Origin of the sequence: Dactylosporangium maewongense, from assembly GCF_039531485.1 — a bacterium.
Classification (GTDB): domain Bacteria; phylum Actinomycetota; class Actinomycetes; order Mycobacteriales; family Micromonosporaceae; genus Dactylosporangium; species Dactylosporangium maewongense.
Genome location: NZ_BAAAQD010000040.1, coordinates 1 through 18231, shown reverse-complemented (window position 1 = coordinate 18231; position 18231 = coordinate 1). Strand labels below are relative to the sequence as shown.

13 protein-coding genes are annotated in these 18231 nt (G+C 72.4%); 5 read left to right on the top strand and 8 right to left on the bottom strand.

The features are described from left to right. The first annotated feature begins 17 nt into the window (after positions 1-17). Complete coding sequence (glpK, locus tag ABD332_RS53370; protein ID WP_344513671.1) at positions 18-1490, top strand: glycerol kinase GlpK; 1473 nt, start codon at positions 18-20, stop codon at positions 1488-1490. A 76-nt stretch (positions 1491-1566) separates the two neighbouring features. Here glpK and ABD332_RS53365 read toward each other — a convergent pair whose 3' ends face one another. From ABD332_RS53365 to ABD332_RS53335, 7 genes are all read right to left on the bottom strand, one after another. Then, a complete protein-coding gene (locus ABD332_RS53365) occupies positions 1567-3321 on the bottom strand; it encodes a S1C family serine protease (protein WP_344513669.1) in 1755 nt (584 codons plus the stop codon). After that, positions 3318-4781 (bottom strand): sensor histidine kinase, encoded by a 1464-nt coding sequence (locus ABD332_RS53360; RefSeq protein ID WP_344513667.1) that lies wholly within the window; start codon positions 4779-4781, stop codon positions 3318-3320. Before ABD332_RS53360 ends, ABD332_RS53365 begins: the two co-directional genes overlap by 4 nt. A gap of 9 nt (positions 4782-4790) precedes the next feature. Next, a complete protein-coding gene (locus ABD332_RS53355; RefSeq protein ID WP_344513665.1) occupies positions 4791-5531 on the bottom strand; it encodes a response regulator transcription factor in 741 nt (246 codons plus the stop codon). Between the two features lie 82 nt (positions 5532-5613). Next, the gene (locus tag ABD332_RS53350; protein ID WP_344513663.1) at positions 5614-6264 is read right to left on the bottom strand and encodes a PadR family transcriptional regulator; all 651 of its coding nucleotides are present in this window, start codon (positions 6262-6264) and stop codon (positions 5614-5616) included. Continuing rightward, on the bottom strand, positions 6264-7076 hold the full coding sequence (locus tag ABD332_RS53345) for a DUF4097 family beta strand repeat-containing protein (RefSeq protein ID WP_344513661.1): 813 nt from the start codon (positions 7074-7076) through the stop codon (positions 6264-6266). The genes ABD332_RS53350 and ABD332_RS53345 overlap by 1 nt, the downstream gene beginning before the upstream one ends. Positions 7077-7132: 56 nt before the next feature. Beyond that, on the bottom strand, positions 7133-7927 hold the full coding sequence (locus ABD332_RS53340) for a lysophospholipid acyltransferase family protein (protein ID WP_344513659.1): 795 nt from the start codon (positions 7925-7927) through the stop codon (positions 7133-7135). A 5-nt stretch (positions 7928-7932) separates the two neighbouring features. Then, the gene (locus ABD332_RS53335; protein ID WP_344513657.1) at positions 7933-8682 is read right to left on the bottom strand and encodes a GNAT family N-acetyltransferase; all 750 of its coding nucleotides are present in this window, start codon (positions 8680-8682) and stop codon (positions 7933-7935) included. A 92-nt stretch (positions 8683-8774) separates the two neighbouring features. Between ABD332_RS53335 and ABD332_RS53330 the strand changes: the two genes are divergently transcribed. After that, positions 8775-9179: a DUF3052 domain-containing protein gene (locus ABD332_RS53330; protein ID WP_344513655.1), complete on the top strand. Its 405-nt coding sequence runs from the start codon at positions 8775-8777 to the stop codon at positions 9177-9179. Between the two features lie 12 nt (positions 9180-9191). On the opposite strand, the gene ABD332_RS53325 is transcribed toward ABD332_RS53330, so the two are convergent. Continuing rightward, positions 9192-13232, bottom strand: coding sequence for a beta strand repeat-containing protein (locus tag ABD332_RS53325; RefSeq protein ID WP_344513654.1), 4041 nt, complete (start codon positions 13230-13232; stop codon positions 9192-9194). Between the two features lie 132 nt (positions 13233-13364). Here ABD332_RS53325 and ABD332_RS53320 point away from each other — a divergent pair, with 132 nt between their 5' ends. From ABD332_RS53320 to ABD332_RS53310, 3 genes are all read left to right on the top strand, one after another. Next, on the top strand, positions 13365-14276 hold the full coding sequence (locus ABD332_RS53320; RefSeq protein ID WP_344513653.1) for an ABC transporter ATP-binding protein: 912 nt from the start codon (positions 13365-13367) through the stop codon (positions 14274-14276). Further along, positions 14273-15199, top strand: coding sequence for an ABC transporter permease subunit (locus ABD332_RS53315; RefSeq protein ID WP_344513651.1), 927 nt, complete (start codon positions 14273-14275; stop codon positions 15197-15199). The genes ABD332_RS53320 and ABD332_RS53315 overlap by 4 nt, the downstream gene beginning before the upstream one ends. 205 nt (positions 15200-15404) lie before the next feature. Further along, positions 15405-18231: multifunctional oxoglutarate decarboxylase/oxoglutarate dehydrogenase thiamine pyrophosphate-binding subunit/dihydrolipoyllysine-residue succinyltransferase subunit (locus ABD332_RS53310; RefSeq protein WP_344513649.1), on the top strand; the 2827-nt coding region annotated here is incomplete at its 3' end.

Here is an 18231-nt window from a genome sequence, read left to right as displayed (position 1 = left end):
TCGGCGAAGATGGCAGCGTGTACATCCTCGCCATCGACCAGGGCACGACCTCCTCCCGTGCGATCGTGTTCGACGCCGACGGCGCCATCGTGGCGCTTGACCAGCGCGAACACCGCCAGAGCTTCCCGAGACCGGGCTGGGTCGAACACGACCCGGTCGAGATCTGGCACCAGGTCCAGGCCGTGTCGACCCGCGCCCTCGACCAGGCGGGCCTGTCCCGCGCCGATGTCGCCGCCATCGGCATCACCAACCAGCGCGAGACCACGATCCTGTGGGACGCCGAGACCGGCGAGCCGGTGCACCCGGCGATCGTCTGGCAGGACACCCGCACCGACGCCCTCATCCGCTCCCTCGCCGGCGACGCCGGCCCCGACCGCTTCCGTGAGCGGTGCGGGCTGCCGCTCGCGACGTACTTCGCCGGGCCGAAGGCGGTCTGGCTGCTGGACAACGTGCCCGGCCTGCGCGCCCGCGCCGAGGCGGGTGAGATCCACTTCGGTACCGTCGACACCTGGCTCATCGAGAAGCTCACCGGCCGGCACGTCACCGACGTCACCAACGCCAGCCGGACGATGCTGATGAACCTCACCACGCTCGACTGGGACGACGAGCTGCTGTCGGCGTTCGGCATCCCGCGCGTGATGCTGCCGGAGATCGGCCCCTCCTCGCACGTGTACGGCGAGGCGAAGACGCTGCTGCACGGCGTGCCGGTGGCCAGCGCCCTCGGCGACCAGCAGGCGGCGCTCTTCGGCCAGGCCTGCTTCGCGCCCGGCGAGGCGAAGTGCACCTACGGGACCGGCTCGTTCCTGCTGCTCAACACCGGTCACCAGCCGGTGGCGAGCACGCGTGGCCTGCTGAGCACCGTCGGTTACCGCATCGGCGACGCCCCGGCCGTGTACGCCCTGGAAGGCTCCATCGCGATCACCGGCTCCCTCGTGCAGTGGCTGCGCGACAACCTGGGCCTCATCAGCTCGGCGCCGGAGATCAACGACCTGGCCGCCACCGTCGCCGACAACGGCGGCTGCTACATCGTGCCCGCGTTCTCCGGCCTGTTCGCCCCGCACTGGCGCCCCGACGCGCGCGGCGTCATCACCGGCCTGACCGGTTACGTCACCAAGGGGCACCTCGCCCGGGCCGCCCTGGAGGCGACCGCCTGGCAGGTCAAGGACGTCGTGGACGCCATGATGGCCGAGTCCGCGGTGCCGCTGGAGACCCTGAAGGTCGACGGAGGGATGACCGCCAGCGACCTCCTGATGGGGTTTCAGGCCGATGTACTGGATGTGCCGGTGGTCCGCCCGACGGTGTCCGAGACGACGGCGCTGGGTGCCGCGTACGCGGCGGGTCTCGCCGTCGGGTTCTGGCCCGACACGGAGACACTGCGGGAGAAGTGGCGGGTGGACCGGCAGTGGTCGCCGTCCATGTCCGCGGAGACCCGGGACAAGGGGCACGCGTCCTGGCTGAAGGCGGTGGAGCGCTCGTTCGGCTGGGCCTGAGGCCCGCAAAGAGAGATCCGGTGGGCGCCCCGCCAGGCGCACCACCGGATCTCTTTTTCTGGAGGGAAACCAGCTTCTAGCTCAGCAGACGCTGAGCGACGGCCTTGGCGGTGTTGCTGCTGATGGCGAAGCCGACGCCGATGTTGCCGGCGGTGTCGCCCGAGGTCGCGATCGCGGTGTTGATGCCGACGAGCTGACCGGCGGTGTTGACCAGCGCGCCGCCGGAGTTGCCGGGGTTGATCGCGGCGTCGGTCTGGATGGCCCCACTGATCTTCGCGGCGGCGGACTGGCCGTCGTTGCCCTCGTCGATCGTGCGGTTGACGGCGCTCACGATGCCGGCGGTGACGGACCCGTCGAGGCCGAGCGGGCTGCCGACGGCGAGCACCGTGTCGCCGACCTTGACGGTCGAGCTGTCACCGAACACGAGCGGCGTGTACGTGCCGCCCCCCACGATCTTGACCACGGCCAGATCGGTGGCGGGCTCGGTGCCGATGATCTTCGCCTGGGCGGTCCGCCCGCCGGAGAACGTCACCTGCACCGACGTGCCCCGGGCTGTGGCGACCACGTGGTTGTTGGTGAGGATCGCCCCGTCGTCGGTGATGACCACGCCGGAGCCGACCGCGTTGCCGGTGCTGATCGACACCACGCTGGGCAGCACCTGCGCCGCGACGTCGGACAGGGTGGTGGAGGAGCCGGCCGAGCCGGACGAGTTGGTGGCGCCGACGACCGCGGGTGAGGCCGCGGGCCGCAGCTCGAGGGCCGCGAGCCCGCCGCCGAACGCCGACACCGCCGACAGCCCGATCGCCGCGACGATCCCCGCCACGGCGAGCCCGACCCGGCTGCGCCTGCGCACGGGGGGCGGCACGAACACCGACCCGGGCTGCGGCTGCTGCCACTGGAACGGCCGCTGCATGTGCGGCACGTGCGGGGGCAGCTGCGCCGTCGGCAGGTGCGGCTGCTGCTGCCCGCCGTTGTGCTGTCCGCCGGGGTACTGCCCAGCGTGGTGCTGGGCGGCGTGGTGCTGGGCGGCGGGCTGCTGGGCGGCGTGGTGCTGGGCGGCGGGCTGCTGTCCGGAGAAGGGGTACGGCCCGTTCTGCCCGGCCGCGATGGGGCCGCTCTGCGCGACGGAGCGGAGGTTGCCGGCCTGCGGAGCCGCGGGCTGCGACGCCGGCCAGGTCTGGATGGGTCCGTCGGCGCCGGGCCGCGCGCCGGGCGCGCCATACGCGGCGGGCTGCGAGCCGTAACCGGCGGGCACCGCGGGCTGCGAGCCGGGGACGGCGGGCAGCGGGCCGGGGACGGCGGGCGCGGCGGGCTGCGAGCCGAGGGCGGCGGGCTGCGAGCCAGGGACAGCGGGCAGCGAGCCAGGGACGGCGGGCTGCGAGCCGGGGACGGCGGGCTGCGAGCCGGGGACGGCGGTCTGGGCGTCGTGACCGGCGGGCTGCGAGCCAGGGACGGCGGGCAGCGGGCCGAGGGCGGCGGTCTGGGAGGTGGGCGCGGCCGGCGTGACCGGCGCGGCCGGCATGGCCCGCGGGGCCTGCGGGGTGGTGGGCCAGGTCCGGGCCGGGTCCTGGACGTCGGCGGCGCCGGCGGCCGTGGCGGCCGGGTTCGTCGGCCAGGTGGGGGGCGTCTCGGACCGCATCAGGTGGTCCTGCGTGGTGCCGAACGAGGCGGCGTCCGCCGGGGTGCCGTCAGCCGGCGAGCCGCCGGGCGGCGTGGGGCTCGAAGGCCCGGTGGTGGTGCTGGCCGGCTCGGTGGCCGGCGGTGCGGCCGGGCTCGACGCCCGACCCTGCTGGTCGGCCGGGTCCGGCGCCCATCCCTGCTGTTCGCTCATGATTTGAGCTTGGCGACGGCAGCTTGCAAACCACTGATCGCGGCCTGGGAACCGCCTGTGAGAGGGAGCCGGACCTGGAAGGTGGCGCCGCCGCCGGGGGTGTTGAAGACCGAGACGGTGCCGTGGTGCACGGAGACGAGGGCGGCCACGATCGCCAGACCCAGGCCGCTGCCACTGTGCGAGCCGCTGGCCTTGCTGCGGGTGCGCGCCTTGTCTACCCGGTAGAAGCGCTCGAACACCCGGGCGGCGTGCTCCTCGGTGAGACCCGGGCCGTGGTCGGCGACCTCGATGAGGGCGTCGGTGCCGTCGCGGCGCAGGCGCAGGGCGACGGGCGTGCCGGCGGGCGTGTGGGTGAGGGCGTTGGTCATGAGGTTGCCGACGACCTGGCGCAGGCGGGACTCGTCGCCGTTGACCTCGATCGGCTCGTCCCGCTCGATCTCCAGGTCGACGGTGCGGTCGGGGGCGACGGCCCGGGCGGCGGCCACGGCGTCGCTGGCGATGACGCGCAGGTCCATGTCGGCCAGGGCCAGAGGGCGCTCCTGGTCGAGGCGGGCCAGCATGAGCAGGTCCTCGACCAGCAGACCCATGCGGGAGGCCTCGTCCTCGATGCGCCGCAGCGTGTCCCCCGGCTCGCTGACGGCGCCCACCCGGTACAGCTCGGCGAAGCCCCGGATCGTGGTCAGCGGCGTGCGCAGCTCGTGGGAGGCGTCGGCGATGAACTGCCGCATGCGCTCCTCGGACGCCTCGCGCAGCCTGAAGGCGCCCTCGATCTGGGCGAGCATGGCGTTGAGCGCGGCGGCGAGGTGCCCCATCTCCGTCTCCGGCGGGCTTTCGGGCACCCGGCGGGTGAGGTCGCCGGCGGCGATCGCGGCGGCGGTGCGCTCGATCTCGCGCAGCGGCTGGAGGCTGGCGCGGACCATGGCGACGCCGACGGCGGCGAGCACGACGAGGACGCCGGCGCCGACGAACAGCTCCGCGGCGACGAGCTCGTCGACGGCGCTGTCGACCATCGAGAGGCTCTCCGCGACGAGCAGCAGCGTGTCCTGGCGCTGGATGATCAGGATGCGCCAGCGCTCATGCGTCTTCGCGGTGGTCGCCGTGTACGGCACGCCCAGGTGCTTCTCGAGGTCCTCCCACGTGCCGGGGATGGGTGGCGCGTCGGCGTCCTGGCGGGTGCCGACGACGCCGGTCTCGAGCTTGCCGGTGCGCAGCTGCGTGACCCAGGCGATGTAGTAGTTGCTCTGCAGGATCGTGTCCTGGCTGGTGTCGGTCAGCGCCAGCCGGCTCAGGTCGACGGTCTCGGCCATCGTCCGCAGCTGCTGGTCGACCTTGTCGAACATGCTGCTCTTCATGACCAGGGCGCTGGCGACGCCGATGACCAGCAGCGCCATGGTGACAAGTGTGAGGACCGCGGCGATCAGCTTGACCCGCAGCGGCACGTCGGCGATGAACCGCACCATCGGCAGGCCTCAGACGGGAAGGCGGAGCACGTAGCCCACGCCGCGCAGGGTGTGGATCAGCCGCGGCTCGGCGATGTCCACCTTGCGTCGCAGGTAGGAGATGTACGACTCCACGATGCTGTCGTCGCCGCGGAAGTCGTAGTTCCACACGAAGTCGAGGATCTGCGCCTTGGACAGCACGCGGCCCGCGTTGAGCATCAGGTAGCGCAGCAGCTTGAACTCGGTCGGCGACAGGGCGATCGTCTGCCCGGCGCGGGACACCTCATGGGTCTCCTCGTCGAGCTCCAGGTCGTGGAAGACCAGCCGGTTGGGCCCCGGGTCACCGGCGGTGCGGCGCAGCACGGCGCGGATCCGCGCGGTGAGCTCCTCCAGGCTGAACGGCTTGGTGACATAGTCGTCGCCGCCGAGCGTCAGGCCGCGGACCTTGTCCTCGGTGCCGTCCCGGGCCGTGAGGAACACGACGGGAAGCCGGACGCCACCCTCGCGGAGCCGCCGGATGACCTCGAAACCGTCGAGGTCGGGCAGCATCACGTCGAGGACGACCAGGTCGGGCTTCGCGTCGCGGGCCGCGGTGACCGCCTCGGCACCGGTGGTCACCGCGTCAACCGCAAATCCGGCGAAACGCAGGCTGGCCGAGAGGAGCTCGCGAATGTTCGGATCGTCCTCGACCACGAGCAGTCTCGCCTCAGCCTGCGCAACGCCTGGCGACGGGGCACCCCCGGATTGTGCAACGCCGCCTCGTACCCCCATGCGCATAGTCTTCCGCCTCCCGCTGGAGCAGGGCTGATGGTTGCCTGGGAAATTCCTGGACACCCCGCCCCGTCACCCAAAACTAGCGCAGAAGTCGGCGCACCTGGTCGATCGCGCCGTCGAGGACGACCAGCGTGGCACGCATCGTCTCCTGGCTGGCGCGGCTGGCGCGGGCCAGCCGGCGCACCTCCGCGAGCAGCTGGGCGGCCTTCTCCTCCAGCTCGGCGGCGGCGTCGCCGGGCGCGGGCGACGGCCTGGTGGCACCGGCGCCGCCCGGCCTCGCGGCGCCGGTCGCCCCGGGCCGCGGCGGGTAGCCCCAGCCCCACGCGGGCGCGGTGCGGGCCTGCTTGCCGGCCTCCTTCAGCTCGCGCTTGAGGTCGCGCACCGAGCCGTGGACGCCCTGCTCGACCTCGTCGGCCAGGGTCGACAGGTCGGCGAGGGAGGCGTTGATGTCGGTCTCGAGGCGCTCCAGCTCGGCGGCGCGCTGCACCAGCTCGGCCCGTCCGGCGTCGGTGATGTCGTACACCTTCCGGCCGCCGGACGCGGTGTGGCTGATCAGCCCGTCGGCCTCCATCCGCTGCAGGCGCGGGTAGATCGTGCCGGCGGAGGGCGCATACAGGCCGTGGAAGCGGTTCTCCAGGAGCCGGATGAGGTCATACCCGTGGCGGGGTCCCTCGTTGAGCAGCTTCAGCAGGTACAGCCGCAACCGTCCGTGACTGAACACCGCACTCATCAGGAATCCTCGTCCAGATCGACCGGCCGGCACAACAGGGTGATCGTGCCAGACGTCGCGTTGGCGGTCAGGCGGCCGGTGCCGGCGCCGAGCCGTCCGGCGACGGCGCTGCGGCCGACCTGGTCGAGGCCGGGGAACGCGCTGACCACCCGTCCGGAGATCGCGCTGAGGTGGACCTGCAGGTCACTGTCCTCGCGGACCCGGGCGGTGATCTCGCCGGAGACGGTCTCCAGGCGCACGTCCGTGTCGACGGGCGGGTTGTCGAGGTCGCACGTGATCGAGCCGGAGATCGCCCGGGCGTGCACCTTCCGCGCGGTGGAGTCGGCGACGACGATCTCGCCGGAGACGGTCTCCAGGTCGACCTCGCCGTCGAGGGTGAGCGCCTCGATGGAGCCGGAGATCACGTTGGCGGCGACGGGGCCGTCCAGGCCGAGCAGGGTGACCCGGGCGCTGGTCGCGTCCACCTTGGCGCCGGCCCGCAGCGAGGAGAGGATGACGGAGCCGGAGACGACGCGGAGCGTGGCCGGGGTCCGGTCGGGGACCATGACGGAGACGTCGACCTTGAACCGGCTGTGGAAGAGCCACCAGAGGAAGCCGGGCCACTTGGGGAGATGCCCGTGGGAGACGCGCAGCACGCCGTCGTCGTCGAGGGCGACCGTGACCGGGCGCTCACCGATCGCGGTGACCTCGACCCGGGCGGGCCCGTCGGCGCCGACGACGTTGACCCGTCCGCCGACCAGGGTGACCTGGAGGTCCTTGACCTCCCCCTTGAGCTCGAGCCGCGTGGGCTCGGCGATGTTCCACGTCGTCATGCCACCGAAGGTAGCAGACAAACGCGATACATCGCGACTGTCGTGTCTCGGCTGTTCTAGGCGGCCACCACCGAGGTCGCGGCGCGGGCGAGGACGCGGCGGGAGGAGGTCGGCTCCGGGTACAGCTTGGCGTGCGCCTTCAGCTCGATCGACAGCCCGCGGGCGGCGACGACCCGGCGCAGCGAGGTGGCGAGGGTCTCGTCGCCGATGAACGCGGCGACCGTCGTCGGCGTGCCGTTCTGGGCGAACGTGAGCCGCACCGGCACGACCGGGGCGGCCGCGTCGACCGCGGCCTGGAACATCGCCGGGCGGAAGGTGCCGCCCATCCGGCCGCACCAGGTGGTGCCCTCCGGGAAGACGGCGACCACGCCACCGGCGGCGATCTCGGTGCTGATCCGCCCGACGGTGGCCGGCAGGGACTTGGGCCGGGACCGGTCGACGAAGACGGTGCCGAGGGTGGCGGCGAGCCGGCCGATCAGCGGCCACTGGCGCACCTCGCGCTTGGCGAGGAGCTTGGCCGGCGCGTGCGCCAGGATCACGACCACGTCGAGCCACGAGACGTGGTTGGCGACCAGCAGCGCGCCGGACTGCGGGACCCGGCCGACGGCCCGGTGCGAGATCCCGAGCCCGGCGAGCACCGCGCGGGCGAGCCGGCGCTGCACGGCGATCAGGTGCCGCTGCGGCAGGAGGGCCAGGAGCGGCACCGCGAGCACCCCGAGCAGCACGACCGACCCGGTCACGACGATCCGCTTCACCATCGTCGCGACCGGGACGTGCTCGTCCGAGCGGGCCGGCAGGCAGCTCACGTCGCAGGTCGAGCGCGGCAGCCAGAGCGAGTCGACGACGGTCATCGCGCTCACTCCTGACCGAGGAAGTGCCGCATGTACCGCGGGTTGACCCGGTCCAGCGACAGCAGCACGTAGAAGTCGGCGCAGTCGAAGTCGGGGTCGTACGCGGGCTCGCCACCGATCCAGGCGCCGAGCCGCAGGTACCCCTTGAGCAGCGGCGGCACCTCGATCTTGGCCGGCACCGGCCCGTCCATCGCGAGGGGGTTGCGCGGCCGGACCCGCCAGGCGGGCGGCACGAGGTGCTTGCGCTGGGCGAGGTCCCAGATCCCGGCGGCGTCGGCGACCGGCACCGACGCGCACCCGGCGAGCCAGCGGTGGCCGTGCAGGTGCATGTACCGCGCGATGCCGGCCCACATGAGGTTGATCACGGCGCCGCTGCGGTGGTCGGGGTGCACGCAGGAGCGGCCGGTCTCGACCAGTCCCCCACGCAGCTGGTGCAGGCCCGCGAGGTCGAACTCGGTGTCGGCGTAGAGCCCGCCGGCGGCCACCGCGCGGTCCGGCGGCAGCATCCGGTACGTGCCGACGACGTCGCCGGTGCGCTCGTCACGGATGATGAGGTGGTCGCAGTGCTCGTCGAACGCGTCCACGTCGAGGCCCGGCGTGCCGGACTGCAGCTTGGCGCCGAGTTCGCCGGCGAAGACGTCGTGGCGGAGCCGTTGTGCGGCCCGGACCTGGTCACCGTCCGTGGCCACCAGCAGGGTGTAGCGATCGGTTTCGTCGACACCGACCGGGTCGGCGGCGACGGCGAGAATCGTCATGCTTTCGGTGTAAGGGTCGACCCCTGCGGCTGGCTGACGGTGACTGGTTACCCGCATGGCTGGCGGGTGAACGATGACTACCGTGGTCAGGCATGGCGGGATATTCAGGGACTCCACTGCCCAAGAAGCTCGGCGTCAGCGCCGGGCACCGCGTGCTGCTCGACGGGGCGCCGGCCGGGTTCGAGCTGCGCGACCTGCCCTCCGACGTGGTGCTGCACCGCCGCAGCGCGCCCGGCCTCTACGACGTGATCGTCTGCTTCTGCCCTGATCAGGCCAGGTTGCGGCGGCGCTGGCCGGTGCTGCACCGGCAGACGCCACCTGGCGGTGCGCTGTGGGTCGCCTGGCCGAAGCGCTCCTCCGGCATCGCGACCGACCTCGACGAGAACGGGGTCCGCGACTTCGCCCTGGCGCACGGCCGGGTGGACGTCAAGGTCTGCGCAATCGACGACACCTGGTCGGGGCTCAAGCACGTGATCCGGGTCGCCGACCGGACCTGAGGCACAGCGCCGTCAGGCACCGCGCCGGTGGGCGCGGGCCGCGCGTCGCGGGCCGCTGAAGGACAGCGCCGGCAGGAACCGCAGGAGCCAGCCGGCGAGCAGCATGAGCAGGCCCGCGATCGCGTGCGGCGCCACCGCGCCGCCGGTGACCGGCAGGTCGACCGGGCCGACCATCACCTCGACGGTGCCGGCGACCGTGGCGGTGCCGTCGGTGACGGTGTAGGTGAAGGCGTCCGCGCCGGCGAAGCCCTTGTCCGGCGTGTACGTGACGGTCCCGTCAGCGTTGAGCACGGCGGTGCCGTTCGCCGGCTGGGTCACACCGACGACCTTCAGCGGGTCGCCGTCGGGGTCCTTGACGTTGTCCAGCGGGGCGATCGTCCGCGCGCCGCTCCCGGCCGGCGTGGTCACCATCGGCGTGGTCACCACCACCGGCCCGGTGCTCTGCAGCCCGACCGTCACCGTCACCGTCCCGGTGCTCTGCAGCCCGGTGGCGTCGCGCAGCGTGTAGGTGAAGGTGTCGACCCCCTCGAACCCGTCCGCGGCGGTGTAGGTGACGGTCCCGTCGCCGTTGAGCACCGTGCCGCCGTGCCCCGCCGGGCCGGCCGCGGTCACCGTGAGCGGGTCGCCGTCGGGGTCGCTGTCGTTGGCGATCACGGTCACGGTCACGGCGACGCCCGGGGCGGCGGCGGCCACGGCGTCGGCGCCGGCGACCGGTGCGCCACCCGCGACGTCGAGGGTCACCGTGGCGGTGCTGGTGCCCCCGTTGCCGTCGCTCAGGGTGTACGTGAAGCCGTCGGCGCCCCGGTAGCCCGCCGCCGGGGTGTACCGCACGGCGCCGCCGACGATCGCCAGCGTGCCGTGCGCGGCCCCGGTCGCCGCGACGGCCCGCAGCGTGTCGGCATTGGCGTCGGTGTCGTTGGCGAGGACCGGCACGACCACCACGGTCCCGGCCGGCGCGCGCAGCGTGTCGTCCACGCCCACCGGCGCCTGGTTGAAGACGGTGACGGTGACGGTCGCGGTGCCGAGCCCGCCGCGGCCGTCGCTGACCGCGTAGCCGAACGTGTCGACGCCGGAGAAGCCGCCCCGCGGCGTGTAGGTGACGGACCCGCCGGCGCCGATCGCGGTCGTGCCGTGCGCGCCGGGCGTGACGGCCGTGACGGTGGCGGCCGGATCCGCGTCGTTCGCCAGGACGTCGACGGTCACCGGGGTGCCGGTCGGGGTGCTCGCGGCGTCAGCGCGTGGCGCCGGCGCTCCGGCCGTGCCGACGTGGACGGTGACCGTGCCGGTCGAGGTGACGATCCCGTCGCTCACGGTGTACGTGAAGGTGTCGTCGCCCGAGAACCCCGCCGCCGGCGCGTACCGCAGCAGGCCGCCGCTCCGCGTGACGGTGCCGCCGCGGGCGGTGGTGGCGTCCCAGGCGCCGACCGCCAGCGGGTCGCCGTTCGGGTCGGTGTCGTTGGCGAGCACGTCCACGTCGATCGGGGTGCCGGCCGGGGTGCTGCGCTCGTCGGCGCCGGCGACCGGGGCGCGGTCGGCCACGGCGACCGTCACGGTGGCCGTGGAGTGCCCTCCCTTGCCGTCGCCCACGGTGTACGTGAAGCTGTCGGCGCCCCGGAAGCCGTCCCTCGGCGTGTAGACGAGCAGCCCCGCCGCGGTGAGCGTGACGGTCCCCCCGGTGGGCGTGCCGGAGCCGCCACCACCGGCACCGCCGCCGGTGCCGATCCCGATGACGGTGAGCGGGTCGCCGTCGGCGTCGGTGTCGTTGGTGAGCGGGTCGAACGTCGCGGACGTGGCGCCGGCCGGCACGGTCACCGCGTCGTCCGCCGCGACGGGGGCGGTGCCGGGGCCTGGCGGGCTGCCCGCGGTGACGGTCACGGTCACCGTCCCGGTCGCGGTGCCCCCGTTGGCGTCGGCGGCGACGTAGGTGAAGGTGTCGGTGCCCGCGCCGGTGCCGGCCGTGTAGCGGATCGCGCCGGTGGCGTCGACGACGGCGTGGCCGGCGGTGGGCGGTGTGGCGATGCCGCCGGCGCGCACGGTGTCACCGTCGGGGTCGGTGTCGTTGGCCGCGGCGGGGATCGTCACGGTGCCGCCGGCGGCGACGGTCGCCGCGTCCGGGACGGCCGCGGGAGCCGAGTTGCGCACGACGGCGGCGGTCGCGGTGTCGTTCGCGGCCACCGGGTCGGGGGTCGAGGACGTGACTGCCGCGGTGACCTCGGTGTGGTGCCCCGCGGCCGCGGTGACGGTCGCCACGACGTCGACGGTGAACGTGGCACCGGCGGTGAGCGTCCCCACGGGGCAGGTGAGCGTCTGCCCGGCCGGCGGCTGCCCGGCCCAGGCGCAGGGGCCGGCGCCCGCGGGGTCGCCGGTCACGCCCGCCGGCAGGACCGCGGTCAGGGTGACGCCGGTGGCGGTGGCGGGGCCGGTGTTGGTGAGCGTCACCGGGATCCGGACCTGGCCGGTGCCCTGCGCGACTTGGGGGCCGGCAGCGGTGACCGCCAGGTCGGCGGCCGGGCCCGCCGCGGGCAGGTCCTGCGTGGTCGGGTTGGACGGGGAGCGCAGCTTCACCCCGGTGTCCGTGCCGGTGGCGGCCGCGTGGGCGACGTTGCGGATGCTCGCCGCGCCGGTGGCGCCGGGGGCGCCCGCCGTGACGCGATAGGCGACCACGGCCTTGTCGCCGACCGCCAGGCGGCCTCCGTGGGTGGCGTCGCTGCCCGTACCGACTCTGAAGACGACGACGTCGGCGCTGAACTCGGCGCGGTCGGTGTCGACCGGGTCGCTCTGGGTCGCGCCGTCGATCGTCAGGCTGCCCGGCACGAACGTGGTCCCGGGTGGCAGGGCGTCGGCGAGCTGGGCGTCCTCGGCGGGGGCGAGCCCGTCGTTGCCGACCTCGATCGTGTACCGGATCTCGTCGCCGCGCTCCAGGTCGCCGCCGTCGACGTCGGTGGCGGTCTTGACCGCGGTGAGCCGCGGCGCGTAGAGGTCGGTCGCGAACGTGATCACGCCCGGGTAGAACGTCTCGCCGGTGACCGCGGTGGTCTCGAGGGTGATCGTCGCGCTGGTCGCGCCGTTGGCCAGCAGGCCGCTCGCGTCGACCTGGTCGATGTCGAAGCCGAGGAGGTTGGTGTCGGCGGGGTTACGGGCGGTGACGGTCGCGCCGCGGTCGCTGACGGTGCTGTTGAAGAAGTTCGTCGCCGGGTTGCGCGCATCGGTCAGCGGCGTGCCGTCGAGGCGGATGCTGTCGCCGCCGCTGCCGGCGTCGCCCTCGTAGGCGACGGCGCCGAGGCTGGTGGTGACGGCCCCGGTCGGCGGGGTCTGGAAGCCGGTGACCGGGATGCGGACCGTCGCGTCGGCGGGGGTGATGCCGCGCACCGAGCCGAAGCCGTCGTAGACGACGAGGTTGCGCACCGGCTGCGCCGGGTCGTGCAGGACGACGGCGAGGGACCAGGCGGCGTAGCGGTCGTTGACGCCGGTGGCGGCCTGGATGTCGGCGACCGCGTAGGTGCCGCCGCCGGCGCCCGCGACCAGCGACGACACGTCGGCGTAGCCCTGGTACGGCCGGTGCCCGGGGAACGTGGTGACGTCGGTGAGCCGGTTCGCGGTGATCGTCCGGTACGCGCCGCCGGGCACCCTGAACCGGACCGTGTTCCTACGGCTCTCGTCGGGTGCCGGCGTGCCCGTGCCCGGTGCCGTGTCCCCTCCCCAGAAGAGACCGGCGTAGAGCACGGTCGCGCCGCCCGGGATCGCGAGGTCGGCGGTGCTGGAGTTGAACGTCGCCGCTCCGTCCCCGTCCTGGTCGACGTCCACGTGGCGCATCTTGTAGCCGTTGTTGTTGAGCTGGCCGCCGGTGCCGGTGCCGTTCCGCGCCGCCGCGCAGGCCGGGTTGCTGTCGACGCAGGTCAGGTTGGCGTTGCCGCGCAGCACGATCGACCCGCTGTCGTTGACCGAGTACACGGGGCGGAACGCGTCGACGATGTCGGCCGCGGCGTCTTTCGCCGCCCCCGCGACGATCGCCGGGAGGAGCAGCAGCGCCACGATCGCGATCCGAATTGCCACCTATCGTGTATACGTGGACACTGTCCGTAATGAGCGAGTTTTCCTCGTGTTGATCCCCTGCCGGGGCGGGCGGCGGCGGGTGGACGTGCCGTGCCATATTGACGACTTCACTCTCTTGGAGGGAGCGGCACGTTGTCCAACGGACAGATCGTGGTCTCCGACCTGACGAAGCGGTACAAGAACGTCACGGCCGTCGACCACCTGTCGTTCGTGGTCGAGCCGGGCCGCGTCACCGGGTTCCTCGGCCCCAACGGCGCCGGCAAGACCACGACGCTACGCATGATCCTCAACCTGGTGACCCCGACGTCGGGCACCGCGACCATCGGCGGCCAGCGCTACTCCGACGTGGCCGAGCCGCTCCGGCTGGCCGGCGCGATCCTGGAGGCCTCGGCCGCGCACAAGGGCCGCACCGCCCGCAACCACCTGCGCATCGTCGCGGCCGCCGCCGGCCTTCCGGACACCCAGGTCGACAAGATGCTGGAGCTGGTCGGGCTCACCCCCGCCGCGAAGCGCAAGTTCCGCGGCTACTCGCTGGGCATGAAGCAGCGGCTCGGCATCGCCCAGGCGATGCTCGGCGACCCGCAGGTGCTGATCCTCGACGAGCCCGCCAACGGCCTCGACCCGGAGGGCATCCGCTGGATGCGCGGGCTGCTGAAGGGCCTGGCCCAGCAGGGCCGCACCGTGCTGGTCTCCAGCCACCTGCTGTCGGAGATGGAGATCCTCGCCGACGACGTCGTCATCATCGCCGCCGGCCGCCTCGTCACCCAGGGCCCGGTCGAGCAGATCGTCGGCGGCAACTCCAGCGCGCCGCGCACCCGGGTGCGGACGCCCAACCTGCCGGAGCTGGTCAATGCGGTGCGGGCCGCGGGCGCCTCGATCCAGCCCAACGGCAACGACAGCCACGTGGTCACCGGCCTGGACGCCCCGGCCGTCGGCCGGCTGGCCCTGCAGGCGGGGATCGAGCTGCACGAGCTGGTCAACGAGCGACCCGACCTGGAGCACGTGTTCCTCGAACTGACCCAGGGAAAGGCGGCCATCCGATGATCCGGCTTATTCGTAGTGAGCTGCTGAAGGTGCGCACCACGAACATGTGGTGGATCTTCCTGCTGATCTCGCTGGTCTTCACCGGCCTGGCGCTCTGGATCAACATCGAGCAGACCAAGTCGGAGCTGACCGACAACTTCACCGCCTACCCGCAGGGTGACCCGCCGTCGAACCTCACCGAGGAGCAGCGTGCCCAGTTCGAGGCGGACCAGCGGCAGTACCAGGAGCAGGAGGCGGCCCGGGTCGCCAAGGCGCACGCGGCCGGCCAGCTCGCCAAGTACGCCGCGAACATCTACACCTCGGGCCAGTTCTTCGGCCTGCTGCTGGTGATGCTCGTGGCGATCCTGATCATCACGAACGAGTTCTACCACCAGACGGCGACCGCGACGTTCCTCGCGACCCCCAAGCGGACCAAGGTCATCACCGCGAAGCTCATCACGGCGGGTCTGGCGGGCGTGCTGTTCTGGATCATCACCACCGCGATCTCGGTCGTCGGCGGGGTGCTCTACTTCGGCGCCGAGGGCCTCACCAACAGCCTCGGAAACTGGACGGCGCAGCAGGCAGTACTCCTGAACCTGCTGGTGTACGTGCTGTGGGCGGTCTTCGGCATCGGCATCGGGGTGCTGATCCGCAGCCAGATCGGCGCGACGATCACCGCCGCCTGCCTCTACACCGTCGGCACCTGGGCCGCGATCATCGTCCTCACCCTGATCCACGAGCTGGTGATCAAGAAGGACTGGGTCCTGGAGAGCGCGGTCTACATCCCGCCGCTGGCGTCGTCGCACGTCGTCGGCGGACTGGCCACCCAGCTCGGCGAGGTGGACCTGCCGCCACGCTGGGCCGGCGCGGTCGTGCTCATCGTGTGGGCGGTCGTCCTCGGCACCATCGGCACGCTGATCACCCGGAAACGCGACATCGCGTGACGCCGATCCCCTGATCCGTCCTGTCAGGCAGATCTACGACAGTTGTGGCCGCCGAATGGCGGCCACAGTTGTATGGGATGGACCCATGCCGTCGTCGACATGGTCACTCCGGCGGCGTCGGCGACGAACGAGCGTTAGGCAGCGCGTAGCCTTGACGCGGATCCGTGACCCCAGCTACTCCGTTTGGAAGAGGCGATCAGCAGCCGTGTCGACCCAAGCGACCAACTCGCAGGAGAACCCCTTGGCGGGTTTCGGCCCGAACGAGTGGATCGTCGAGGACATGTATCAGAGGTACCTCGCCGACCCGGCCAGCGTGGACCCCGCGTGGCACGACTTCTTCGCCGACTACAAGCCGAGCGGGGACGGCGCCGAGGGCACCTCGACGGCGACCGCCGAGGCGGCTGAGCCGGCGGCCGTGACCACGACCGCGCCGGCCCCCACCGCTCCGGCCGCGCCCGCACCTGCGAAGGCGGCACCCGCGCCCGCGAAGGCGGCACCCGCGGCACCTGCGGCTCCGAAGGCCGCCCCGAAGGCCGCTCCTGCAGCTCCGAAGGCCGCACCCGCGAAGGCCGAGGCCGCTCCGCCGAGTCGTGGCGCGAAGCACGTCCCGCTGCGCGGCGTCGCCGCCCGCATCGTGCAGAACATGGACGCCTCGCTGGAGGTGCCGACCGCCACGAGCGTGCGCGCCGTGCCGGCGAAGCTGCTGTCCGACAACCGCGTCGTGATCAACAACCACCTGGCCCGCGGCCGGGGTGGCAAGGTCAGCTTCACCCACCTGATCGGGTTCGCGATGGTCCGGGCGCTCGCCGCGCACCCGGAGATGAACAACTCCTTCGCCGAGATCGACGGCAAGCCCAACCTGGTCCAGCCGGAGCACGTGAACCTCGGCATCGCGATCGACCTCGCCAAGCCCGACGGCTCGCGGTCCCTGGTCGTGCCGAGTATCAAGGCCGCCGACACCATGGACTTCCGCCAGTTCTGGTCGGCGTACGAGGAGATCGTCCGCCGGGCCCGCCGCAACGAGCTGACCATGGACGACTACGCCGGCACCACGGTCTCGCTGACCAACCCCGGCGGCATCGGCACCGTGCACTCCATGCCGCGGCTCATGACCGGGCAGGGCACCATCATCGGTGTCGGCGCGATGGAGTACCCGGCGCCCTACGCCGGCATGTCCGACGAGACCCTCGCCGACCTCGGCATCAGCAAGATCCTGACGCTGACCAGCACCTATGACCACAGGATCATCCAGGGCGCGCAGTCCGGCGAGTTCCTGAAGGTCATGCACGAGCTGCTGCTCGGCGAGCACGGGTTCTACGACCAGATCTTCACGGCGCTGCGGATCCCGTACGAGCCGGTCCGCTGGGTGCGTGACGTCGCCCGCACCAGCGAGGGCCAGATCGACAAGGCGGCCCGGGTCGTCGAGCTCATCCACGCCTACCGGGTCCGCGGCCACCTGATGGCCGACACCGACCCGCTGGAGTTCCGCATCCGCCGCCACCCGGACCTCGACGTCCTCGAGCACGGGCTGACGCTGTGGGACCTCGACCGGGTCTTCCCCGTCGGCGGGTTCGCCGGCAAGCAGAAGATGAAGCTGCGGGCCGTCCTCGGCGTCCTGCGCGACTCCTACTGCCGCCGCGTCGGCGTCGAGTACATGCACATCATGGACCCGGAGGAGCGCCGCTGGGTCGCCGAGCGGGTCGAGAAGCCGTACGAGAAGCCCGACACCGCCGAGCAGAAGCACATCCTCAACCGCCTCAACGCCGCCGAGGCGTTCGAGACGTTCCTGCAGACGAAGTACGTCGGCCAGCGCCGCTTCTCCCTCGAGGGTGGCGAGTCGCTGATCCCGCTGCTCGACGAGATCCTGCAGAACTCGGCCGAGGGCGGCCTCGACGAGGTCGTCATCGGCATGGCGCACCGCGGCCGCCTCAACGTGCTGGCCAACATCGTCGGCAAGCCCTACGAGAAGATCTTCTCCGAGTTCGAGGGTCACCTGGACCTGAAGTCCGCACACGGCTCCGGCGACGTCAAGTACCACCTGGGCATGACCGGCAAGTTCACCCACCCCGACGGCGAGCACGCCACGACCGTCTCCGTGGTGGCGAACCCGTCGCACCTGGAGGCCGTCAACCCGGTCCTCGAAGGCATCGTGCGGGCCAAGCAGGACTCGATCGACCTCAAGCTCGAGGGCTACACGGTCCTGCCGCTGCTGATCCACGGCGACGCCGCGTTCGCCGGCCAGGGCGTGGTCGCCGAGACGCTCAACCTGTCGCAGCTGCGCGGCTACCGCACCGGCGGCACCGTCCACGTCGTCGTCAACAACCAGGTCGGTTTCACCACCGCGCCGGAGTACTCGCGCTCCTCGCTGTACTCCACCGACGTCGCCCGCATGATCCAGGCGCCGATCTTCCACGTGAACGGCGACGACCCGGAGGCCGTGGTCCGCGTCGCGCGGCTCGCCTTCGAGTACCGCCAGGCGTTCAACAAGGACGTCATCATCGACCTGGTCTGCTACCGGCGCCGCGGGCACAACGAGGGCGACGACCCGTCGATGACCAACCCGCTGATGTACGCGATCATCGACCAGAAGCGCTCGGTGCGGAAGATCTACACCGAGGAGCTCATCGGCCGCGGCGACATCCCGATCACCGAGGCCGAGGCCCTGCTCAAGGACTACCACGAGCAGCTGGAGACGGTGTTCAAGGCGACCCGCGACGCGTCGTCCAACCCGGCGTCGCGCCTCACCCGCCTGCGCGAGCCCGAGCCGGAGCCGGTGGTCGAGACCGCGATCGACGCCTCGGTCCTGCACGCGATCGGCGAGGCGCACGTCAAGCTCCCCGACGGATTCACCCCGCACAAGCGCGTCCAGCAGCTGCTGGACCGCCGCGCGAAGATGGCCGCCGCCGGCGACATCGACTGGGGCTTCGGCGAGGTCATCGCGTTCGGCGCGCTGGTCAACCAGGGCGTCACGGTCCGGCTCTCCGGCCAGGACTCCCGCCGTGGCACGTTCGTGCAGCGGCACGCCGGCATCG